The following is a 21,444-nucleotide window of genomic DNA, read 5'->3' on the forward strand; positions in this document are numbered from 1 at the left end:
GCCAGCGGCAAACCATCGAGGCGGATGCGCGATCTGGCGATACCGCAGGTCGGCGCCGCACCGTGCGTCAGATCGGATGTGACGCCGTTGCCTTCCTACGCTTTCCCGACTTGGGTGCTAGTAGGCCTGCGGTTGCCTCGACGTAGCGCTCGAAGAGGATGTCCTGGCGCTCGAGCTCGGTGACCGGGCCGGCGGGCACGCCGAACACCGCGTTGAGGGCGCGGTCCAGCGCGTCATGTGCCTCTTGCAATGGAGGCGCTGGTCCCGCCGGCGGGTACATGTCAGCCAATGAGATGCCGTTCTGCTGTTCACGTGCCCTTAGGACTTCAGCTCCCCCGGCGAGGATCGCTTCCTTGGCGCTCGGCGAAAGGTCGGGCAGCGGGAAGGTGTTCCACGACAGGAGCTTGTTGAACCGCAGGTCTGACTTAAGTCTGCCGCCAACCGCTCTCTGCCAGCTCATGAACATGCTGGAGGAAATGACCGCGAACACCAGGCCGCTCGGGTCTTCGCTGAGGAAGTTCGCGTTGCTCGTGATCACGTCTGGCGAGTAGCGGGCGGCGAGGAAGTACGGCCTGAACTCTGAGACGTGGGCTGGGATGCAAAGGTAGGGGGCCGATGGTTGGGCGAGTTGCCGGAACAGGTGGGGTGTGCCGGCAGCAACCCGCGTTGACGGCGCCTTGCTCTCGGCGCGGAACTGGCGCACTTCCTCGAGGCGCCTGCGAAGAACGGGGCTCCGGCGAAGGTCAGTTGCGGGCGCGTCAACGAGCCACAAGCAGTAGCGATCACCGCCGTGAAGGAGTTCACGCGCGCCTACGTACGGCCGGAGGTACTTCGCAGCAACAGGGTCAGCGAGGACTTCATCGCGGTCCTCGGACTCGACGATGAGCCATCCTCCGTCGGTGGGCTTGTTGCCGTAGGCGACCTCGCCCATCTGAGAGCTGATGGGCCGAGTGCTTGGGTTGACGATCACGGAGACGCTGTCGGTCAGGTAGGGGCTGATGTTCTTGACGTCGGGGACCTCGACGGGCACGCCGTCGACGGTCTCGTAATTGAACAGCCGCTTGGTGGTGGGATGCCGCTGGAAGCCGACGATGGTGCAGTGGACTGCTGCTTGACCTGACGCCTCTGATGTCCACTTGAAGGTGCGGTGGGCGAACTTGATCTGCCATCCCTGGTCCAGGATTGGCCGGAAGAGTGGAGCTACGACCTCTCCCTGGGTGATGGAGTTGGTGGTGACGAACGCCCATTTGCCATCGACGCGGCCGAAGTACCGCAGAGCGCATGCGTGCCAGCCGGTGACGTAGTCGAGGGTGCCGTGGTACTTCTCGCCCCAGACCGCCTGGAGCTCCGCGGTCTGTTCGGCGGAGCGCAGCGAGATTCCCAAGAACGGCGGGTTTCCGGCGATGATCACGCTCTCGGTCGGCGGCAGCACCTCACGCCAGTCGAGCTTGAGTGCGCTGCCCACCACGATTCGCGCCTGACGCTGGATGGGGAGCCGTTCGGGCGCGACACCGAACCGCTCCTGCATCCGCAGGTCGCACTGGCGGTCCATCAGAAACATCGCGGTCTCTGCGATCCTGGCTGGCCACTCGTCGATCTCAAGTCCGTAGAAATGGTCCAGGGTCACCCGGAGCAGACTCGTCCAGTCGGCGTCGAGTGCCTGGCTCTCCTCGCCGTGCTGGAGGTCGGTGAGCGCCTCCATAATCTGCAGCTCGAGCTCACGGAGTTCCCGGTAGGCCACGATGATGAAGTTGCCGCAGCCGCACGCCGGGTCCATGTAGCGGATCTCGCCTAGTCGGCTCCAGAGAGCGTGCAGCCTCTTCGCGCGATCTCCCTTGCGCTGCAGTGACTGGATGTGTGCGAGTTCTGCGCGCAACTCGTCGAGGAAGAGCGGGTTCAGCGTCTTGAGGATGTTCTCCTCCGACGTGTAGTGCTCCCCCAACTCACGTCGGGTCTGCGCATCACGGACCGACTGGAACATCGAACCGAAGATCGCCGGGCTTATCGCGGCCCAGTCGACCGCGGCCGCGTCCAGTACGGCCGTGCGGAACTCGTGATCCAACGCGGGAAGCCTGATGCTCTCCTCGAAGATCCCGCCGTTGACGTACGGGAAGGCCACCAGCTCGGCAGCGAGGTCTACCCGGGTGCTTGGCGGGGTGTCGAGGACCTCGAAGAGGTCGTTGAGGCGCTCGCCAACGTCCGTCCCATCCCGGGCGGTGTGGTCCTTGATGAAGTCCTGGAAGAGCTCGGGCGCCCACATCTCGGTGTCGTCACCGAAGAGCAGGAACAGGACCCGCGCCAAGCTGACGGAGATCTCGTGGTCCCGCTTCCGTGGGTCGAAGCCGGCGGGGTACGCCTTCTCCACCGCGGCGTACATCCGGGCCATGAGCTTCGAGGCCCGCTTGGTCTCGTTCTTGCTCTCGACGTCGAATGCACCGCGCACCTTGGCGAGGACCGCGTTGACGTCGAGCAGTACATCGTCGGGCAGCCGGATCGCCGCGAGCTTGGCGGCGAACTTGGGATCGTTCGACCCGGTCCTGTGTACGTGCCGCGCCGGCCTCGAGACGACACCGGCGCCCCTGTTGGTCCGCGACGGCCATCGCCAGGCCTGCTTGTCGTCCTCATGGAAGATCACCAGCCGGTTAGTGGTGGTCTTCGCGATCAGTTGGTCCAGCTGTGCCTCCACAGAGGTGCCCGGGAAGGCGGGAACCTCCCACACCCGCAAGCCCTTATAGGAGGAGACGTTCGTGGCGGTGAGCGTTGTGTCGTCCTCGAGACGCAGACTGACGGGTGGGTGGTCCGGGGCTCCCCAATTCAGGTCGAACCGGAACAGCTCGCCGTAGTTGCGCTTCTCGGACTTGGCCACCAGGTCCTGGGTCATCGGTCGGTTACTCCGATCGAGCACACGATCTTGATCTCGTCCTTCTGGCTTGCACCGATCACGAGGCGGTCCTCCTCGTGCAGCTGCTTCACCAGGTCCGCGAGATCCTGCTCCCCGTACTTGCTTCTTCGCGCCTGGCGCAGTCGCAGGTTCGCGTGCTCGGTCAGGGGGCGGTCCATCATCGCGGAGAGAGCCTCCGCCGCGTCGGCTCCGAAGATCGTGCCGCCGAGCCGCTCGACCGCCCACTTGCGGATGGCCTTGAGGTTGCCTGCCGTGACCATCTCGGTGGTCAGCTTGTCTCGCACGAGACGGGTCTCCCGCTCGAAGTGGTCAGCTCGTAGCTCTGCGGTGGGTGTCGACTCCTGGGCCCGGAAAGTGTGCAGAGCCTCGAGCGGGGTGAGCAGCCGCTCGACCAGGTTGCCGCCGCCATCGTTGTAGGAGGTAGCGAAGGCGTCAACGCCGGAGGTGGTGCTGGCGTAGCAGGTGACACCGGTGCGGGTCTCGTGGTCGTAGGGCTCGCGGGTGCTGTGAATCATGTCCTGCATCCGGGTCACCCGGTGTGCCAGCTCGGGCTTGTTGTCCTTTGCCCGGGACCAGACCAGCCAGGCCTCGCTGACGGCGTCCGCCTCGCCCTCGGCGGAGTCGAGCTCGTCCTCGTCGGGCACGTTGCCCTTGTACAGGTCGTCGAGGATGTTGATCTCGTCGTCGTCGCCGAAGAACCGCTCATCGGAACCGAACGCCGCGGCGTTGTCCCCCAGCCGCTGCCGGATCCGCTGGCGCAGCCGGATCGCCTGCTCGACCTTCTCGTGAGTGATCAGGTAGATGAAGACCTCCTCGGCCTTCTGCCCAACCCGGTCGACACGACCGGCCCGCTGGATGATCCGAATGATCGCCCAGGGCAGGTCGTAGTTCACCACGATGTGGGAGTCCTGGAGGTTCTGGCCCTCCGAAAGCACGTCGGTGGCTACCAGCACGTCGATCGGGTGCTCGACGTCGTGGTGCACCTCCACGTCACCCGGCAGTTGGTTACTGTCCGGAGAGAACCTGCGGGCGATGCTCGAGGCGTCCTCGGTCTGGCCAGAGGCGATCCCGACATTCGCGATGCCGGCTTCCCGAAGGGCCTCGGCGACGTACTCGGCGGTGTCGACGTACTCGGTGAAGATCAGCACCTTCTCACCCGGGTGCTCGGTGCGCAGCAGGTCGACGAGGGCGTTGACCTTGGAGTCCTTGCTCGAGTCCCAGGCACCGAACATGTCGAGCAGCCCAGTGAGGATCCGGTTGTCCCTCTCGAGGTCCTTGCGCAGCGTCTTCCTGAAGATCTTGGTGCTCAGCCACTTCGTCGAAGCCGGCAACTTCCGCTGCAGCTCGTTGTAGCGGGTCTCCATCGAGCCGTGCAGATCGGTCTCGTCATCGAGCTCGCGGTCGCTGACCATGAACTGGTGGTCGCTGAAGCTTCCAAGTGGGACGTCGAGGCCCTGATCGATGGCGTAGACGAACAGCTCGTTACGGGCTCGCTGCCGCTGGAGGCTGAGGATGAACGAGTGCCCAGATGAGGACAGTCGCTTGAACAGACCGATGCGCACGAATCCGCTGACGTTGCCGCGACCAGAGCGGATGTCGGCCAAGATCTTGGCGTCCTGATCCGAGTGAGGTGCCTTGGGGTCGTCGTAGTCGGCCAGCCGGTACCGGGGCAAGGTGAGGTCGCGGATCGCGTCGAGAGTGTCCTCGGCCTCCATCAACCGCGCCGGGTCGTCTTTGGCGAACTTGTGGGTCAGCGGCTTGGCGACACGGGTGGGGAAGTGGAACCGCTGCCCGTTGGCGAACTGCAGGTACTCCCGCTCCCCCAACGTTCCGTCCGGGAGGGTGAACGGCTCCTTCTTCGCAGTCCGCTTCACGAACGACCGGGTACGGCGCACTAGGTGGTCGGACATCAGCCGCTTCCAGTCCTCGGCCTCCTCCGAACGCCGGAACGCCGCCAGCGTGGTGACCTTCCCGTCAACCCGGTCGGCCAGGGTCGGGTCCTTCTGCATGGCCACCGTGGGTTGGATCCCAAGGTCCTCGTCGTCCTCGATGTACAGACCGATCTGGTTGGCTACGTCGGCGAAGGCAAGGTTGTAGGGCGTCGCGGTCAGCAGCAGCACGTTCGACCCGTTGCGCCGGACGTACTCCCTGATGGCTTCCGAGGCCTTGGTGGTGTTGTTGCGCAGGTTATGTGACTCGTCGCAGATGACCAGGTGGAACCGCTTGAGCTCGGGGAGTTTCCTGTCGGCCATCGAGTACGGGATCACCCGGGCGCCAGTGAGGTCGTACCGCTCGATGTGCTCCTCCCACATCCGCTCGAGGTTCTTCGGGCACAGCACGAGCGTGGTGTAGTCCTCGGCTGCCTCGAGCATGAGCGCGGTCGCGACGGCGGTCAGCGTCTTGCCGAGACCGACCACGTCGCCCAGCATCGTTCCGCCGCGGCGCACGATCCGGCGGGCCAGCGTGCGCACTGCGGTCTCCTGATAGTCCAAAAGCAGGTTCTGCATCGACGGCGGCAGCACGTACCCCATACCCTCGCGGGCATCCTCGGACAGGCTGTGGCAGACCTTGAGGTAGACCTCGTACGGCGTCGGCTGCTGATCCGAGGCCCACGACTCCGCAATGAGGTCGATGATCTCGGCGGTGATCCGCAGGGAGAACTTGCTGTTCCACCGGTCCTCGAACCAACTCGCCAGCTTCTGGGTGGCGTCCTCGTCGCGCACGTCGATGTTCAGCTCGAGGTTTCTGTAGAACCCGGCGGCGGTCAGGTTGGACGACCCGACGTAGGCCCGCTGCTTGGCCATCGGGTTCTCCGGCGCGTGGAAGATGTATGTCTTGCCGTGCAGAGGCGCGTCAGTAAAGACCTTCATCTCCACTGCCCCGGACTCCAGCTGGTCACGCAACTGCTGCAGGGTCCGCTGCTCGGCCTGGTTCGGGATGCCACGCATCAACTGGGTCCGCAGGTGCCGCACCAGTTGGTCCTTGGCCGCCATGGCCTTCTCGAGGCTGTTGAGGTCGGCGCCGTATGCCGCCGGCTGTACCTGCTCCTGCAGGGCGCTCAACATCGCCGCTGCCTCGGACGGCATCACCATCCCGACCAGCACCCGCGCGGTCGGCGTCTCGCGGCTCTCCCGGGGCTTGGCGTCGACGATGTCTGCGAACCCGCTCCATCCGCGCAAGTCGAGGTACCCAGTTGCAACGTCGACGGAATCGAAGTTCGTCAGGTCGCCCTGGAGAGCAGGGCCGAGCCTCGACTCATCGGTGATGTTGTCGAAGATGCTCGGCACTCAGGTTCCCTTTCGTGGACTCTCCCGCCGACGATATCCACTCCCACGCCCAGGTGGGGCGGACTCCGGCCAACCAGACGTGACGGGACCCCTGCGGAAGTGGGGCGCTAGGTCGGCCCCCCGGACCATCGCGGCGGCTACGAGCTGCCGCGACGGGATCGAGGCCGACGGGGCGACCTACGAGGATGCGCTCGAGGGCATCCAGGAGCAGCTGCGGCCGGGCCGGCGCACCCTCTCGCTCCGCGTCGACCGCTGAGGGGGTCGATCCTCAGCTGGAGAGGTCAAGGCGCAGTCGGCGGTAGCGGGTGAGATGCCGCCACCGTCCGTGCTCAAATGCGGTGTCTGCCTCGACCTCGACGACCACTGTGGGCGTGACTCGGGTGATCGCCACGGGCTCGCGGCTGAACCGGCCCAGTTGGCGGGTGCTGAGTTCTGCCGGCCACGGGTGGTCGTCGGCGCCGACGAGGACTGCGGCGAGCTCGGCCGACTCCCGTGCGCTGAGGGGATGGGTCGCACCGGCAACCCGTAGGCGGCCGGCGGCGTCGACCAGGCCGAGGATCAGCCGCACCGGCTGCTCGACAGGACCGATGACTGCTCCGACGGTGGCCTCCCGTGTGTTGTGGATCCGCAGCTTCACCCAGCCTCGCTGGCCGGGGAGGTATCGCTGGTTGGCGCCCTTTGCGACCAGGCCCTCAACGCCGACGTCGGCCGCGGCGTATGCCTCCAGCCACCGCCTCGCCTGGGCGGGGTCGGCGGTCTGCGGGGTCAACTGCAGCGGCGGCTGCCAAGTCCCGGCGAGCTGCTCGAGAAGCGATCGCCTCACCCGCAACGGCTCCCCCCGCACGTCGGCGTTGTCGGCGGCCAGTAGGTCGAAGGCCAGAAAGGCCGCAGGCGCCAGCTGAGCTGGTGGCCGCCGGCGGCGGCCGCGGTTGTGAACGTGCCACCGTCGTCGATGACGAAAACCGGCCCGGACAACAGTTCGACGGTGCGTCGCAGCCGTTCCGCTGCCTCCGACCACGTGATGGGCACGCCGTGGCGTGCAACATTCCGGGCGGCCTCCGCCGCGCTCGCGAGCACCCATTCGTCGACGTCGGTGCGAGGGGTGCTCATTCCTGGCCTCCCCACAGCAGGTCGAGGTCGGGTTCGTGGATGACGTCAAGACGCTTGTCGGCGGCGTAAGCTGCGGGCTCGGGCACGACCAGGCGTCGCAGCTGTCGCTCGGTCGCGCTGTGCTGCACCGGGGTGTCGTCGTCGTGGTTCATCGCGGTCCTCCTCAGCGGCCTGGGGCCGGGCGGTCGGTGACGGGCTGCGTGCCCGGGATGTCGCGCTGCTGGCCGGGTGGCTTGGGGACAAAGGACTCGTCGAGGTCGGCGGCGATGTCGCGCATCTGGGTCTGGTATCGCTCCCACTCGCGGGGGTGGATGCCGTTCTGCAAGGCCGAGGCGACGATGGCGGCCATGGAGTAGGGCCGGTCGACGGGCACCTGGTCGAGCGCGCACCACGCCTTGGCGCCGTCGCCGTGCAGCCAGCTGGCGAAGCCGAGCATGGACGCCGGCGCCGCGCGGACCTCGTCCGGGCCGCGGCGGGTGAGGTCGGTCCAGATGGCCATGTAGGAGGTGGAGTTCTCCCGACTCATGTCCTCCCAGAGCGCGTCCCGGGTGCTGATCGTCTCCAGAGCCACCAGCATCCGCGCGCCGTCGACGTCGGAGAGCCGGTTGCCGTCGGCGTGGAACTGCTCGAGCCGGTCCAGGGCCCAGTCCCGCTCCGCAGCGGGTGTGCTGGCCGCGGCCGCTGCTCGAGCCGCGGGGAGCAGCTGGGCGATGGGCTCGCGGTCGCCGACCATCGAGTCGGCCAGGGACTCGCGGCTGGCGGCCGGCTGGGCGGCGCCGGTGAGCACGGTCGCGGCCGCGATCCGCTCAGCGGTCGACGGGGTCTGCAGCCCGGTCTGGCCGGTGTTGAACTCGCGCCAGCGCTCGCCGTCGGACCACAGCCTGATTCGGGTGGTGATGCCGACGTCCTGGAGACGGTTGGACAGGTGCTGGCTGGCCAGCTCGGCGCTGCGGCGGTCCTCGGTGATGCAGATGATGGCCAGGCGGGCACCGGGCCGGGCGTGGCGGCCGTACGGGCCGCTGAGTGCGTCCCAGACCTCCTCGCGATCGGCGGCGGTCCGGGGCAGGTCAACGCGGGTGATAGGCAGCCCGGGCCGGAAGGGCACCAGGACGATCGACTCCTCGGGCTTGAAGCCGAGGACGTGCGGCACCGCGGCGAGCAGCTCGTCCGGGGACTGAACGACGAGATCCATCGGAGCGAACCTCCTCAGCTGGCCTGGGCCGCGTGCGGGGCGCGGTCGATGCGCGCGGACACGTACTTGAGCGAGATGCCAACCTCGCCGAAGCGGTTGTCGACGACCACGACGTCCTTGGTGCGCTTCTCGCCGGTCTCCTTGTGCGGCCAGCTCTCGGTGCGCTCGAGGCCGTGGACGAAGATCGGGTCACCGGATCCGCAGCTGTCGTGTACGTGCGTGGCGGCCGAGCCGAAGATCTTGACGTTGTGGGCGGTGGGCTCGTCGCTGACCCACTCCCCCTGGTCGTTCTGGACCCGGCGGTTGACCAGGACGCGGCAGGTGACGAACGGCTTGCTCTCCCGGGTGTGGTGCAGCTCCGGTGCCTCGGCCAGGTTGCCGGCGAAGGTGACGGTGGTGGACATGGCTTCCTCCTGGGTGACTGCGAGACGTTGATGGGTCCCGCAGTCACCTACGTGTCATCCAGGCCTGGCAGCGATCACATCGGCCGAAGTCGTTTCCACCGCTCGACGAGCGCGGCTGGCCGTGCAGCGGGCCTAGGGCACGCAGAAGCGCCCCGACCGGCTCTCGGGCATCGGATCGGGGCGCTGGGAAGCACGCTAGGACCAGGTGCCGGCCCAAACTGCCGGCGTCGTCCTCGCCGGCTTACCGGGCAGGCCGGCGCCGCGGCGGTCGGTTGCTGAGCTTCTGCGGCGGCGGCGGCAGCTCGCGGCCCAGGCGCCGGCGGGCCTCCTCGGCCGCGACGATCACTGCCTCCTGGGCGAACACCGAACGGGCGAGCATCCGGCCGAGCTCCTGACGGTCGGCCACGAGCGCGTCTTCGACCGCCTCGATGGTCGAGGCGGGCAGGTCGTGCTTCTTGTTGAAGTTCTTGCGGGTCACGCTGACCAGGGCGGGATGGTTCTCGCCCGCGGCCGCGAGCTCGGCCCGCTGCTGCGGTGAGCGCCGGGCGTGGAGCTCGAGCGCCTGGGCGAGCCAGCCAACGAACGAGCCGGGTGAGCCGGCATCGGTGTCCAGGTCTGCGAGGTAGGCCGATCGTGCGAGGTCCCACACGCCGGGTTTCCAGTAGATCCCGACCGGGATCGTGGTCTGGCTCGTCACCTGATCACTCCCCTGGTCTTCTCCGCCGGCGTCGAGCTGCAGCGGCTAACACCAACGCCGCTGCATTCCCGGTCGGGCCCCTGCGCAGCCGTTCCCACCCTCGCTCGATTCCTTCCGTTCCAGCCAGCTACGAGGTGCAGCTGCGCCGCGCCGCCGCAGCGGAGTCCGCGCCCGGTGAGGCCGGGTTTTCCCCACCCTCGCCGGGTGCCCACCTTTCCACAGGTCCGCCCTGTGTCCCGGTAGGCGTCGGCCCCCGTTGGGAGACTTAGTCCTGTCAGTTCTTTCTATTCTACTCATGGAGGACAGCCGCATGACCGACACCATCCAGACCCCCGCCGCGACCGCCACCGACGAGGCCTCCAAGGCCGTCCAGGCTGAGGAGTTCCTGTACCTCGACCCCGCCGAGATCATCATCGGCACGAACGTCCGGACCGACCTGCGCGCCGACCACAAGGAGTTCCGCAAGTCGATCAAGGAGCGCGGTGTGCTGGAGGTCGTCACGGTCTACCGCAACGAGGACGGCCAGTACGTCCTGCTGCGTGGCCAGCGCCGGACCGTCACCGCCGCCGAGGTCGGCACCCCCACCGGCTTGATCCCTGCCCGCGTCGTCCCCCAGCCCGCCGACGCCGACCGGATCGGTGACCAGATGGTGGAGAACATCCACCGCGCCGGGATGCGTGAGGCCGAGATCGTCGCTGGCGTGGAGCAGCTGGCCCTGCTCGGCGTGAGCGCCGCGCAGATCGCCAAGCGCACCAGCATCGACCGCCCGACCGTGAACGCCGCCCTGGTGGTCACCAAGGCCGACCAGAGCCGCAACCGGCTCGACTCCGGTGACCTGACGTTGGAGGAGGCCGCGACCTTCGCCGAGTTCGAGCACGACCCCGAGGCCGTCGAGCGCCTGGAGAATGCTAAGCGGTGGCGTCGCTCGCTCACGCACGAGGCCCAGCGGCTGCGCGACGAGGCCGCCGAGCGCGAGGCCGACGCCGCCGAGGTCGAGCGGCTGCGCGCCGAGGGTCTGCCGGTGCTGAGCGCCGAGGAGGTCGCGGAGGCCGACGAGGTGCTGCGCATCGAGCGGCTGGTCGCCGAGGACGGCGAGTCGCTGCCCGAGGAGGAGTGGCCCAACGTTCCCGGCGCTCGCCTCCAGGTCGTCAAGGAGTGGGTCTACCCCGAGGACGAGTACGACGAGGAGCACGAGGACGACAGCGACGAGGAGCACGAGGACGACAGCGACGAGGAGCACGAGGACGACGAGCCCGCCGAGCCCTACCAGCAGTACGTGCCGGTGTGGGTCGTCACCGACCTCGACGCGTCCGGCCTGCGTCGTCGCGGCGGCGGGCCCAGCAGCACCGCCAGCGCGGACGAGGGCGGCGAGAGCGAGGAGGAGGCCGAGGCCCGCCGCGAGGAGCGCCGCCGCGTGATCGCCAACAACAAGGCCTGGGCGAGCGCGGAGACGGTGCGCCGCGAGTGGCTGGCCACGTTCGTGGCCCGCAAGACCGCCCCGAAGGGTGCCGAAGCCCTGATCTGCGAGGCCGTCGTGACCGGCCACCACTCGCTGAGCAAGGCGATGGACCACCGGCACCCGATGCTCTTCACGCTGCTCGGGGTCGACGTCCCGACCGGCTACTACGGCGCGGGGTACGAGGAATGCCACAAGATCACGACCAAGGCGAGCACGCCGAAGGCCGCGGCCATGACCACCCTCGCCGCGATCGTCGCCGCGTGGGAGGCCACGACCGGCAAGCACTCGTGGCGCAACCCGACCGCGTGGGACGCCCGCGTGCTCGGTGCGCTCGTGGAGTGGGGCTACCAGCCCAGCGAGGTCGAGCGGATCCTGCTCGGCGAGGAGCCGCAGCCGAGCACCGAGGACGACAGCGACGACGACCCCGACGAGGCCAGCGACAGCGCCGCCTGACCGGCTCCCCTCCCCCCATCTGAGGGCGGTTCTTCCTGTGGAGAACCGCCCTCAGTAGAATAGAAACCATAGAATGAGCTCAGTTCGTTTGATCCGCTACCCGGAGGACCCCGACATGTCACACGAGATCGAGACCCACGGCACGCAGGCCGCAGCCGTCTTCGCCCGCAAGGACGCCTGGCACCGCCTGGGCACCACCGTCCGCGACCGCGCGTTCACCGCCGAGGAAGCCATGAGGCTCGGCCACCTGGGCGGCTGGGACGTCCGCAAGTTGCCGCTCACCACCGCCGAGGTCAGCGAGGGCGGTGTCACCCCGATCGAGGTCCCCGGCTTCGCCACGGTGCGCACCAACCCGTTCACCGGAGCACCGGAAGCGCTCGGCGTCGTCGGCGGCGGCTACACCCCGCTGCAGAACGAGGACCACGCCGAGTTCCTGAACCTGCTGGCCGACGAGTCGGGCGCGATCTTCGACACCGCCGGGTCACTGCGCGGCGTTCGGCAGGTGTTCATCACCATGCAGCTGCCGAACTCGCTCACGGTCGGCGGCACCGACCGCGTCGACCTCAGCATCGCCGCGCTCAACAGCCACGACGGCACCAGCGCGTTCCGCATCCTCGTCACCCCGGTCCGCGTCGTCTGCGCGAACACTCAGAGCGCGGCCCTGCGCAACCACGAGTCGTCGTTCTCGATCCGGCACACCCGCAACGCCAAGGCCGCCGTGCAGGCTGCCCGCGACGCGCTCGGGCTGACCTTCACCTACGTCGACGCGTTCCAGGTCGAGGCCGAGCGGCTGATCCAGCAGACCATGACCGACGCCGCGTTCGACGCCCTGATCGACGCCACGTTCGGCGAGGCCGAGGGCAACGCCACCAAGCGAGTCCGCGAGACCGAGCGCCGCCGTCGCTCCCGACTGCACTGGCTGTTCGCCGACGCCGACACGCAGGCCGGCATCCGCGACACCGCGTGGGCCGGCTACCAGGCCGTGGCTGAGTACGTCGACCACTACGCCCCGGTCCGCACCAAGGGCGACGAGCACACCGCCCGCGCCACGCGCGTGCTCACCAGCGACGACCCCGACCGGATCAAGCGCCGCGCCTGGACCGCGCTCGCCCCGGCCTGACCGTTCCGCCAGTTCCTCCGGTGGCGGGCTGAGACCCCGAGTCCGGCCCGCCACCGGCCCAACCGAAGTAGGAGCCATGACCGACACGACCACCCACGCCAGCGCCGCCCCGACGACGCCCGACAGCACGCCGGTGGAGTGGCACACCGCAGACGCCGACGACCGCTGGCCGGGGCGCTGGACCGCGCACATCGCCAGCGTCCACGCCCATGGGCGCACGTACCTGATCCGGATCACGCCCGGCGACCACGCGACCTACCTCGCCCCGGGGTTCTACGCCGACATCGACGGCGGCTACGGGCAGCACTGGGCGATCGACACCCGCACGCTCGACGAGGCCAAGCGCCGCGCAGTCGAGGACGTCCTGCGATGAGCCAGCCGACCGCCACGCCCGCCGACGTCGAGGCCAGCGCCGCCAAGGACCGGCACACCCTCAGCGAGACGGCCTGCGACCTGATCGTGATCGAGCACCGGCTGCGCGACGTACGCCGCTGGACCCCCGAGACCGCCCGCGCCCACCTGGACGCGGCCCTGTCCAGCGTCGCCACGGCGCTGGACGCCCTGCACGCCGAGCACACCCACCGCACCACCGAACAGGAGTAGTCATGACCAACGACGCAGCTTCAACCACGACGGTGATCAGCGAGCGCGACCAGCGCCGCCTCATCGGCACCGCGCCCGCCGAGGTGACCCCATGAGCGCGCACATCGAGTGGCTGGCCGCTCGGGAGACCAGCGTCCAGGTGTTTACCCCCGGCGAGGACTGGGTGGGAGCCGGTGAGCACCGTCAGCCGGCCCTCACCCTCGCCGGTGACGACGTGGTCGCGATCCAGGGCACGCCCGCCGAGTTGCGGGCGCTCGCCGCGCGGATCACCGCCGTGGCGACCGCCGCATCGGGACGCCTCGACCTCGCCGCCCGGGAGGACCAGCCCGCATGAGCGACGACGCCGCCCTGCGCGCGCTGGAGGCACGCGCCACCCCCGGCCCCTGGACTCCGGACGGTGACAAGATCCGCGCCACCGCCACCGCCGCCCTGCTGCCCGACAACACCCTCGTGGCCTACTACACCGGCCACGACCACCGGCTTGGCCTCAAGACCACCGGCCACGCCGCCGACGTCGAGTTCATCGCCGCCGCCCGTGACGCGCTCCCCGACCGCCTCGACCGACTCGACCGCATCCGCGCCCTTCACGCCAAGTGGGGCGAGCAGTCACCCGAGGACGCTGACGGCTACCTCGACCTGTGGGAGACGCTCGGGCGGCTCCTGGACGGGGAACCCGCGTGAGCGTCCACGCCCTGCCCGCCTACCAGTCCGCGTAATTCACCTGCGACTTCATCGGAGGGAAGCCCGGGCACCGTTCAGCCTGTCGCGCCGCCACCAAGGTGCGGCTGGACCAAGGCGACCTGTTCCTCACCGCCGATCGGGCCGACCTCCCGGAGCGGAGGACCAGCCGCGACGGCGGGCACCTGTGCCCCGACCACACCGCGCGCGTCCCCAAGGACGGGCAGGTCTCCTCTCTCACCTTCCACACGACCGCTCACGAGGTGTGACCCTGTGGTGAGCGCGGCACCTCCCGCAGCGGCCTCACCACAGGGTCAGCTGGTCTCCTAGCAGCTCCTGGAGCCGCGCGAGGTCGTCGGCCACCAGCTGCGGGTCCTCACGCGCGAGGTCGCGCAGTTCCCGCGCCCGCCGTCGCGGCCCGCGCGGGTCGGCCAGCGGGCTGTAAGGCAGCCGTCGCTGCACCGACCACTCCCGGCGGTTCTGCGCCGCGCTCGACACCACGACGTGATCCGGTGCGATCCGCTGGCACAGCGGGTTGTGACAGCGGTGCCCGAGCAGCCGCGCCTCCGCGAGCGTGTCCACGCCGTGCATCACCGCGAAAGCGAACCGGTGCGCGATGATCACCCGTCCCGGCGCGTGCCAGAACCGGCCATGCCCTCCGCCGTCCGTGCCCTCGCGCTCGGACCGCCCGGCAACCGCTCCGGTCCACCACAGGCACTCGCTCCCCGGCACCGTGGCGACCTTCGCCCGGTACCGCGCGAGCACGGCCGAATCGGTGATCGCTGCCGCGACCGCCGCGAGGCCGGCGTCATCCAGCCGACGAACCGGCACCCGCTCCCCCACTCCCAGCGTTCGCCAGCGCCGCGCCGTCGCCGCCCTGGTCGCCGTCGTCGCCTGCCTGCGGCTCACTGGCGAGCCGCCGCAGTCGCGTCGCCTCGCGCACGGTGATCGTCTCGCCGCACCACTCGACGGCCTCGCCCAGGGACAGGCCCTCGCGCTCGGTCAACTCCCGCAGCGCCTCACCGGCTCGCTTCTCGGTCTCGGCCACCGCCGCGTCGCGCTCACCGATCGCGACCATGACCCGCTCGGCCAGGTCGATCACGCGACGCTCCCGCTCCTCGCGCTCGCGCCGCCGCCTATCGGCCATCTCCCGCGCCGTACGCCTCGCCTGCTGCTTGATCGTCTGCTGACTCATCCGGTCCTCACTCTGTCGACATGGACTCTGACAGTCACCTACGACATTTCCCCGACCCCGAGCGATCACCGAACCGCAGAAACCTTCAAACCCGCTCCCTCGACCCATCCAGCCCACCCGATCCGAACCCGACGCCCCAGCCGTCACCCACGCCTCTCAGCGTCCCCCCAGATTTCCGCGACCGACCAAGTGCCACACACCTAGTGCATTCTCGGTTTGTCGAATAGAAAGAACACACAAGAAATCCGGCCGGAAGTGATCGCAGCGGATGCCCGATCGCACGTAGGTGACCGTGACGATGAGCCTCCACAAGCTGACGGCGGGGTCGGGGTACGACTACCTGACCCGCCAGGTCGCAGCGATGGACGCCACCGACAAGGGCCACACCGGGCTGGCGAGTTACTACACCGAGAAGGGCGAGACCCCCGGCGTGTGGGTCGGCTCCGGCCTGGAGGGGCTCGAAGGCCTCGACGCCGGCGACATCGTCACCGCCGACCACATGCAGAGCCTGTTCGGCTCGGGCCACCACCCGCTGGCCACCCAGCGGACCAAGGAACTGGACCTGCGCATCGGCCGCGACGGAGTCGACCGGCCTACCGAGGCTGACTACAAGAGCGCCGTCCGTCTCGGCACCCCGTACAAGGTCTACGAGAACGACATCAGCCCGTTCCGGATCGAGGTCGCCAAGCGCATCGCGGCCCTCAACGAGGCCGCCGGCCTGCCCGGCGACTGGCCGGTCCCCGCGGCCGACCGGGCCAGGATCCGCACCGAGGTCGGCACCGAGTTCTTCCGTGCCGAGCACGGCCGCGAGCCCGCCGACGCCCGCGAGCTGGCGGCCGCGATCGCCAAGCACTCCCGCCCGAAGACCAACGCTGTGGCGGGCTACGACCTGACGTTCTCGCCGGTCAAGAGCGTCTCGGTGCTGTGGGCGATCTCCGACCCGAAGACCGCCGCGGTGATCGAGCGCTGCCACCAGGCGGCCATCAAGGACGCGCTGGACTTCATCGAGAAGAAGGCTCTGTTCACCCGTGAGGGCACCAACGGCGTGCGCCAGGTCAACGTCCGCGGCCTGGTCGCCACCGCCTTCACGCATCGCGACTCCCGCGCCGGCGACCCCGATCTGCACACCCACGTCGCGGTGGCGAACAAGGTCCAGACGCTCGACGGCAAGTGGCTGGCCATCGACGGCCGGCTCATGTTCAAGGCAAAGGTCTCTGCATCCGAGACCTACAACACCGCCCTCGAGCGGCACCTCACCCAGGCGCTCGGCGTCCAGTTCGCCGAGCGTCCGAACCCCGACGCCCGCAAGCGTCCCATCCGGGAGATCACCGGCGTCGACCCCGAGCTGAACACCCGGTTCTCGAAGCGCCGCGCCAGCGTGGAGGCGCGACGCAAGGAACTGGCTGCCGACTTTCAGGCCACCCACGGCCGTCCTCCGACGCCGGTGGAGACCATCCAGCTGTCCCAGCAGGCGACGCTCGAGACCCGCGAGGCCAAGCACGAGCCGCGCTCGCTCGCCGAGCAGCGTCAGGCGTGGCGCCGCGAAGCGCTCGACGTTCTCGGCACCCCGCAGCGCATCGACCAGATGATCCACCAGGCGCTGAACCCGAAGGGGCCCCGGGCGCCGCTGACTGACTCCGCATGGTTCGCCAAGACAATCAGCCAGATCATCTCGACGATGGAAGGGGCCCGCTCCACCTGGCAGTACTGGCACGTCTACGCCGAAGCACAGCGCCAGGTCCGGGCCGTCGACGTGCCCTCGGACCAAGCCGATCAGCTGGTCTCGATGCTGGTGGAAGACGTGCTCGACGGTCAGTCGGTGCGCATCACTCAGCCGCTCGACTCGATCATCGAACCGGACGAGCTGCGCCGCGTCGACGGCTCCTCGGTCTACACCGTGGGCGGGGTCCACCTGTTCACCTCGAGCAAGGTGCTGGCCGCCGAGCAGCGCCTGGTCGACGCCGCGGGCCGCCACGACGGATACGCCGTGGAGCCGGCCTCGGTCGACCTGGCCCTGCTCGAGTCGACCGCCAACGGCATCACCCTCAACGCCGGACAGGCCACCCTGGTCAGGGAGATGGCCACCTCCGGGGCACGGCTCCAGCTGGCGATCGCGCCCGCGGGATCAGGCAAGACCACCGCGATGCGTGCCCTCGCCTCCGCATGGGCTGACGGCGGCGGAACGATCATCGGCCTCGCGCCCTCGGCCGCGGCCGCGGCCGCCCTGCGCTCCCAGATCGACACCCAGACCGACACCCTGGCCAAGCTGACCCACTCGCTGCAGGAGGCCGCCCAGAGTGGCGCGGCGCTCCCGGACTGGGTCGCCGGCATCGACTCGTCGACCCTCGTCGTCATCGACGAGGCCGGCATGGCCGACACCCTGTCGTTGGACGCCGCCGTGGACTTCATCCTCGAACGCGGCGGCAGCGTTCGTCTGATCGGCGACGACCAGCAGCTGTCCGCGATCGGCGCCGGCGGCGTTCTGCGCGACATCCAGGCCACCCACGGAGCGCTGCAGCTGACCGAGCTCGTCCGGTTCAAGGACCCCGCTGAGGGCGCCGCCTCGCTCGCTCTGCGCGAGGGCAAGACGGAGGCACTGGGCTTCTACCTCGACCGGGACCGCGTCCACGTCGGCGACCTGGCCACCATGACCGAGGACGTGTTCGCGGCCTGGCAGGCCGACCGCGCCGAGGGGCTCGACGCGATCATGCTCGCCCCCACCCGCGACCTGGTCAGCGAGCTGAACCAGCAGGCCCGCGCGCACCGCCTGGACGGCGTCGACCCCGCAGAGGTAGGCCCTACTCGCCGGCTCGCCGACGGCAACGAGGCCTCGGTCGGGGAACTGATCATCACCCGCGAGAACGACCGTCGGCTTCGGACGTCGGCTACCGACTGGGTGAAGAACGGTGACCGCTGGAGCGTGCTGGAGATCCACGACGGTGGCGATCTGACCGTCCAGCACACCCGCCACGGTCGCACAGTCCGTCTGCCCAGCGACTACGTCGCCAAGGCCACCGAGCTGGGCTACGCCTGCACGGTGCACACCGCTCAGGGCGTTACCGCCGACAGCATGCACGGGCTGGCCACCGGCACCGAGTCGCGCCAGCAGCTCTACACGATGATGACCCGCGGAGCTCTCGCCAACCACGTCTACCTCGAGGTCGTCGGCGACGGCGACCCGCACTCGGTGATCCACCCGACGCTCGTCCGGCCGCTCACCTCGACCGACATCCTCGAGTCGATGCTGGCCCGCGACGACGCGCCGCGGTCCGCGACAAGCCTGATCCGCGAGCAGGCCGACCCGGCCACCCGGCTCGGCGACGCTTCCCAGCGCTACCTCGACAGCCTCTACGTCGCCGCCGAGGACCTGCTGCGCCACGACACCTTCACCGGCGCCGACGGCACCCCGGTCAACATGGTCGATGCCTTGGACAACGCGGTCGACACGCTCGTGCCAGGGCTATCCGACGAGGCTGCTTGGCCGACCCTGCGGGCCCATCTGCTGCTGCTCGGCGCGGCCGGGGAGAACCCCGTCGACGCGCTCCGGGCGGCCGCCGGCGACCGCGAGCTGGAGAGCGCGCACGACCGCGCCGCGGTCCTCGACTGGCGACTGGACGCCTCCGGACTGCGCAACGCCGGCGCTGGCCCGCTGCCGTGGATGCCCGCGGTTCCGGGCCGCCTGTCCGAGGACCCGCACTGGGGTGCCTACCTCGCTCAGCGTGCGCACCTGGTCACCGAGCTCTCCGATCAGGTCCGCACGCGGGCGACCGAGCAGGCCGGAACGGGCGCACTGCCGGTGTGGGCGCAGAACGGCATCCGGCCGGAGACCTCGACGTTGGCCGACGTCGAGGTCTGGCGGGCCGCGATGCAGGTCCCCGTCGACGACAGGCGGCCGACCGGTGCACCGCAGCTGCAGAAGGCTCCCGCGACCTGGCAGCGGCAGCTCAACCGCGCTGTCACCGGCGACCACACCCCGGCGCTCAAGGAATGGCGTCAGCTGCTCTACTCGCTGGCCCCGCAGGTCCGCGAGGACGAGTTCACGCCGCTGCTGGCCGAGCGGCTCGCCGCGATGTCGCGCGCCGGCGTCACCGCCCACCAGCTGCTGCGCACCGCCACCGCGCCCGACCACCCAGCCGGGGCGCTGCCCGACGAGCACGCTGCGGCCGCGGTGTGGTGGCGCATGGCCCGTCAGCTCACGCCGGCCGTTGCCGCCCAGATCGGCGACGGTTCCCACGGTGAGGGCGTCACCGCCGACTGGACTCCGCGGCTGGTGGACCTGTTCGGTCCCGAGCGGGCCGCGAGCATCCAGGCCAGCACATGGTGGCCCGCGTTGGTGTCGAACGTGGACCACGGCGTGCAGCGCGGCTGGCAGATCGAGGCCCTGCTGGGTGCCGGGCGGGCGATGCCGAGCGATGGCTGGGACGGCGTCGACGAGTGCCAGGCACTGGTGTGGCGGACCTCGATCGCGCTGGAGACCGCCCCCGACGAGCACGCGCAGGAGTACCACTTCGAGGAGCCTCCCGAGGACCTGTGGGAGGGCGTTGAGCCCGACCCGGCCACGGTCGTCGACCACGCCACCGACCCCGACTGGGCCGACTGGCCGCTCACGGAGGACCCCGGCCCGGAGCCGGAGTCGCCCGTCGACCTGGTCGACGAGCACCTGGTCGACGCCGCCGCTGGCGACCCGGTCGACGTCGACGAGGACCAGTACGTCGAACCCGACCTCACCCTCGCCGCCTACATCCGCGACCTCGGCGGCACCCGGCTGGAGCCCACCGAGGCCGACCTCCGGCTCATGTACCAGCGAGCTGACGAGTGGCACTCTTCCCCCGTCTCGCGTGAGCGCATGCTCGAGATCAATGACACGGCGCAGGCCTTCTTCGAGGCCCGGTTCGCCGACTCGTGGGGCCGCGACTACCTCACCGGCCGGTTCGGGGTCGACCTCGCCGGCGACGAGCGGTTCCGCCCCGGGCAGGCGCCGGCCGGGTGGACCAATCTGGTCGACCACCTGCGCGGCCGCGGCGTCAGCGACGCCGAAGTGGTGGCCACCGGGGTTGCGACCGAGGCCAGCACCGGCCGCCTCATCGACCGGTTCCGCGACCGCGTGATGTTCCCGGTGCTCCACCAGGGCGAGGTGCTCGGCTTCGTCGGCCGCCGCCGGCCCGATCTCACCGACGCGGACAAGGGCGGTCCGAAGTACCTCAACACCGCCGACACCCCGCTGTTCCACAAGGGCGCCCAGCTGTTCGGCGTCGTCGACGAGCTGCTCGACGAGGGCGCCGTCCCGGTGATCGTCGAGGGCCCGATGGACGCCGTCGCGGTCACGCTGGCCAGCGCCGGGCTCTACCTCGGCGTGGCCCCGCTCGGCACGTCGCTGACCGACGAGCAGGCCGCCCAGCTGGCGGCAGTCGGCCGCGACCCGATCGTGGCCACCGACGCCGACCTTGCTGGCCAGGTCGCCGCCGAGCGGGACTTCTGGATGCTCACCCCGCACGGCCTCGACCCCGGCTACGCCCGGTTCCCCGACGGCCTCGACCCGGCCGACCTGCTCGCCCAGCGGGGACCCGCCGCGCTGACCGCCGCGGTGGCCAGCGGCCAGCCGGCCTTCCGGTCCCTGGGTGACCAGCTGCTCACCGAGCGCCTAGACAACCTCGCCCCCGAGCAGGCGCGCGTGGCGGCCATGAAGATCTTGTCGGCCCGCCCGAGCCGCGCCTGGGAGCCGGGCGTCAACCAGGTCCGGGCCCGGCTGCAGCTCTCCCAGATGCAGTCCCGCCGAGACCTGCGCGACGCGGTCAAGAACTGGGATGCCGACCCGCGCAAGGCTGCACTGGCCGAGCTGCACAACAGCAGCGAGGTTCGCGCACGGCTTACGGACGCGGCCGAGAAGACCCCCGCCGAACGGTGGGCGCCGCTGGCTCGCGAGCTCGACCCGCGGCTGCTCGAGCAGGGCGACTGGCCCGCCACCGCGGCGATGCTGCAGCAAGCCCACGAGCAGGGTCACGACGTCGGCGCAGCCACGCGCGGCCTGGTTGCTGAGAAGCCGCTCGGCGACAGCCCCGCCCGGGACCTGCGGTACCGGATCGTGTCCCGCCTCGAGATCCCGATCGACGACACCGGCGCAGGCAGCCCGGCTCCGGCCCAGTCGCAGGGCGCGGCACGAGACCGCCAGGACGTGAACCGTCCGCGGCCGCCCCGCCGCGGCACTCCGCGCCGCTGAAATCGCGTCGCGACCCGGCCCGGTCGCTAGCCTTGGGCGGCCCAGTCCCCGGCTGATCAAGGTGCCATGCCCGACACGAAGCAGCCCCGGCGCGCGACGCGTGCACAGGTACGGCAGTTCCTCGCGG

The 21,444-nt window shown here is 69.8% G+C and carries 19 protein-coding genes; 9 read left to right on the forward strand and 10 right to left on the reverse strand.

What is annotated here, in order from left to right:
* Positions 1 to 67: 67 nt before the first annotated feature.
* Both AC57BS_RS04555 and AC57BS_RS04560 read right to left on the reverse strand, forming a co-directional pair.
* The gene (locus AC57BS_RS04555) at positions 68 to 2,881 is read right to left on the reverse strand and encodes a class I SAM-dependent DNA methyltransferase (RefSeq protein WP_496410275.1); all 2,814 of its coding nucleotides are present in this window, start codon (positions 2,879 to 2,881) and stop codon (positions 68 to 70) included.
* On the reverse strand, positions 2,878 to 6,189 hold the full coding sequence (locus AC57BS_RS04560; protein WP_496410276.1) for a helicase-related protein: 3,312 nt from the start codon (positions 6,187 to 6,189) through the stop codon (positions 2,878 to 2,880). The genes AC57BS_RS04555 and AC57BS_RS04560 overlap by 4 nt, the downstream gene beginning before the upstream one ends.
* A 79-nt stretch (positions 6,190 to 6,268) precedes the next feature.
* Between AC57BS_RS04560 and AC57BS_RS04565 the strand changes: the two genes are divergently transcribed.
* Positions 6,269 to 6,445 (forward strand): hypothetical protein, encoded by a 177-nt coding sequence (locus AC57BS_RS04565; protein WP_496410277.1) that lies wholly within the window; start codon positions 6,269 to 6,271, stop codon positions 6,443 to 6,445.
* 12 nt (positions 6,446 to 6,457) lie between these two features.
* On the opposite strand, the gene AC57BS_RS04570 is transcribed toward AC57BS_RS04565, so the two are convergent.
* The 6 genes from AC57BS_RS04570 to AC57BS_RS04595 all read right to left on the reverse strand — a co-directional run bounded on the left by AC57BS_RS04570 (position 6,458) and on the right by AC57BS_RS04595 (position 9,592).
* Positions 6,458 to 7,033, reverse strand: a complete 576-nt coding sequence (locus tag AC57BS_RS04570; protein ID WP_496410278.1) for an ATP-dependent DNA ligase — start codon at positions 7,031 to 7,033, stop codon at positions 6,458 to 6,460.
* Positions 7,009 to 7,299: a hypothetical protein gene (locus AC57BS_RS04575; RefSeq protein ID WP_496410279.1), complete on the reverse strand. Its 291-nt coding sequence runs from the start codon at positions 7,297 to 7,299 to the stop codon at positions 7,009 to 7,011. The genes AC57BS_RS04570 and AC57BS_RS04575 overlap by 25 nt, the downstream gene beginning before the upstream one ends.
* The gene (locus AC57BS_RS04580; RefSeq protein WP_257424473.1) at positions 7,296 to 7,451 is read right to left on the reverse strand and encodes a hypothetical protein; all 156 of its coding nucleotides are present in this window, start codon (positions 7,449 to 7,451) and stop codon (positions 7,296 to 7,298) included. Before AC57BS_RS04580 ends, AC57BS_RS04575 begins: the two co-directional genes overlap by 4 nt.
* Positions 7,452 to 7,462: 11 nt before the next feature.
* The gene (locus AC57BS_RS04585; RefSeq protein WP_496410280.1) at positions 7,463 to 8,491 is read right to left on the reverse strand and encodes a DUF4192 domain-containing protein; all 1,029 of its coding nucleotides are present in this window, start codon (positions 8,489 to 8,491) and stop codon (positions 7,463 to 7,465) included.
* 14 nt (positions 8,492 to 8,505) lie between these two features.
* The gene (locus AC57BS_RS04590; protein ID WP_496410281.1) at positions 8,506 to 8,895 is read right to left on the reverse strand and encodes a single-stranded DNA-binding protein; all 390 of its coding nucleotides are present in this window, start codon (positions 8,893 to 8,895) and stop codon (positions 8,506 to 8,508) included.
* A 241-nt stretch (positions 8,896 to 9,136) separates the two neighbouring features.
* Positions 9,137 to 9,592: a hypothetical protein gene (locus tag AC57BS_RS04595; RefSeq protein WP_496410282.1), complete on the reverse strand. Its 456-nt coding sequence runs from the start codon at positions 9,590 to 9,592 to the stop codon at positions 9,137 to 9,139.
* 310 nt (positions 9,593 to 9,902) lie between these two features.
* On the opposite strand from AC57BS_RS04595, the gene AC57BS_RS04600 reads away from it, so the two are divergent.
* The 7 genes from AC57BS_RS04600 to AC57BS_RS04630 all read left to right on the forward strand — a co-directional run bounded on the left by AC57BS_RS04600 (position 9,903) and on the right by AC57BS_RS04630 (position 14,174).
* Complete coding sequence (locus AC57BS_RS04600) at positions 9,903 to 11,504, forward strand: ParB/RepB/Spo0J family partition protein (protein WP_496410283.1); 1,602 nt, start codon at positions 9,903 to 9,905, stop codon at positions 11,502 to 11,504.
* A gap of 73 nt (positions 11,505 to 11,577) precedes the next feature.
* Entirely contained in the window at positions 11,578 to 12,624 is a 1,047-nt protein-coding gene (locus tag AC57BS_RS04605) for a DUF932 domain-containing protein (RefSeq protein WP_496410284.1), read from the forward strand.
* Positions 12,625 to 12,700: 76 nt separating this feature from the next.
* Positions 12,701 to 12,997 (forward strand): hypothetical protein, encoded by a 297-nt coding sequence (locus tag AC57BS_RS04610; protein ID WP_496410285.1) that lies wholly within the window; start codon positions 12,701 to 12,703, stop codon positions 12,995 to 12,997.
* The gene (locus AC57BS_RS04615) at positions 12,994 to 13,227 is read left to right on the forward strand and encodes a hypothetical protein (protein WP_496410286.1); all 234 of its coding nucleotides are present in this window, start codon (positions 12,994 to 12,996) and stop codon (positions 13,225 to 13,227) included. Before AC57BS_RS04610 ends, AC57BS_RS04615 begins: the two co-directional genes overlap by 4 nt.
* Positions 13,228 to 13,318: 91 nt before the next feature.
* Positions 13,319 to 13,561 carry a hypothetical protein gene (locus AC57BS_RS04620; RefSeq protein ID WP_496410287.1) on the forward strand — a complete coding sequence of 81 codons (243 nt, stop codon included), beginning with the start codon at positions 13,319 to 13,321 and terminating at the stop codon, positions 13,559 to 13,561.
* A complete protein-coding gene (locus AC57BS_RS04625; protein WP_496410288.1) occupies positions 13,558 to 13,908 on the forward strand; it encodes a hypothetical protein in 351 nt (116 codons plus the stop codon). Before AC57BS_RS04620 ends, AC57BS_RS04625 begins: the two co-directional genes overlap by 4 nt.
* 98 nt (positions 13,909 to 14,006) lie before the next feature.
* Positions 14,007 to 14,174 (forward strand): hypothetical protein, encoded by a 168-nt coding sequence (locus tag AC57BS_RS04630; protein ID WP_496410289.1) that lies wholly within the window; start codon positions 14,007 to 14,009, stop codon positions 14,172 to 14,174.
* Between the two features lie 34 nt (positions 14,175 to 14,208).
* Here AC57BS_RS04630 and AC57BS_RS04635 read toward each other — a convergent pair whose 3' ends face one another.
* The gene (locus AC57BS_RS04635) at positions 14,209 to 14,736 is read right to left on the reverse strand and encodes a hypothetical protein (RefSeq protein ID WP_496410290.1); all 528 of its coding nucleotides are present in this window, start codon (positions 14,734 to 14,736) and stop codon (positions 14,209 to 14,211) included.
* Positions 14,714 to 15,100: a hypothetical protein gene (locus AC57BS_RS04640; protein WP_496410291.1), complete on the reverse strand. Its 387-nt coding sequence runs from the start codon at positions 15,098 to 15,100 to the stop codon at positions 14,714 to 14,716. Before AC57BS_RS04640 ends, AC57BS_RS04635 begins: the two co-directional genes overlap by 23 nt.
* Before the next feature lie 298 nt (positions 15,101 to 15,398).
* On the opposite strand from AC57BS_RS04640, the gene mobF reads away from it, so the two are divergent.
* Entirely contained in the window at positions 15,399 to 21,317 is a 5,919-nt protein-coding gene (gene mobF / locus AC57BS_RS04645) for a MobF family relaxase (RefSeq protein WP_496410292.1), read from the forward strand.
* Positions 21,318 to 21,444: the final 127 nt, after the last annotated feature.

The sequence above is a fragment of the Nocardioides sp. BGA-UO-ETr-FS32 genome, assembly GCF_059567905.1.

What these genes read in the sequence shown, in the direction of transcription:
- AC57BS_RS04580 (WP_257424473.1), bottom strand. Translation starts at nt 7,451, where the DNA reads ATGAACCACGACGACGACACCCCGGTGCAGCACAGCGCGACCGAGCGA.
- AC57BS_RS04555 (WP_496410275.1), bottom strand. Translation starts at nt 2,881, where the DNA reads ATGACCCAGGACCTGGTGGCCAAGTCCGAGAAGCGCAACTACGGCGAG.
- AC57BS_RS04575 (WP_496410279.1), bottom strand. Translation starts at nt 7,299, where the DNA reads ATGAGCACCCCTCGCACCGACGTCGACGAATGGGTGCTCGCGAGCGCG.
- mobF (WP_496410292.1), top strand. Translation starts at nt 15,399, where the DNA reads ATGAGCCTCCACAAGCTGACGGCGGGGTCGGGGTACGACTACCTGACC.
- AC57BS_RS04600 (WP_496410283.1), top strand. Translation starts at nt 9,903, where the DNA reads ATGACCGACACCATCCAGACCCCCGCCGCGACCGCCACCGACGAGGCC.
- AC57BS_RS04615 (WP_496410286.1), top strand. Translation starts at nt 12,994, where the DNA reads ATGAGCCAGCCGACCGCCACGCCCGCCGACGTCGAGGCCAGCGCCGCC.
- AC57BS_RS04590 (WP_496410281.1), bottom strand. Translation starts at nt 8,895, where the DNA reads ATGTCCACCACCGTCACCTTCGCCGGCAACCTGGCCGAGGCACCGGAG.
- AC57BS_RS04640 (WP_496410291.1), bottom strand. Translation starts at nt 15,100, where the DNA reads ATGAGTCAGCAGACGATCAAGCAGCAGGCGAGGCGTACGGCGCGGGAG.
- AC57BS_RS04585 (WP_496410280.1), bottom strand. Translation starts at nt 8,491, where the DNA reads ATGGATCTCGTCGTTCAGTCCCCGGACGAGCTGCTCGCCGCGGTGCCG.
- AC57BS_RS04625 (WP_496410288.1), top strand. Translation starts at nt 13,558, where the DNA reads ATGAGCGACGACGCCGCCCTGCGCGCGCTGGAGGCACGCGCCACCCCC.
- AC57BS_RS04620 (WP_496410287.1), top strand. Translation starts at nt 13,319, where the DNA reads ATGAGCGCGCACATCGAGTGGCTGGCCGCTCGGGAGACCAGCGTCCAG.
- AC57BS_RS04610 (WP_496410285.1), top strand. Translation starts at nt 12,701, where the DNA reads ATGACCGACACGACCACCCACGCCAGCGCCGCCCCGACGACGCCCGAC.
- AC57BS_RS04605 (WP_496410284.1), top strand. Translation starts at nt 11,578, where the DNA reads ATGAGCTCAGTTCGTTTGATCCGCTACCCGGAGGACCCCGACATGTCA.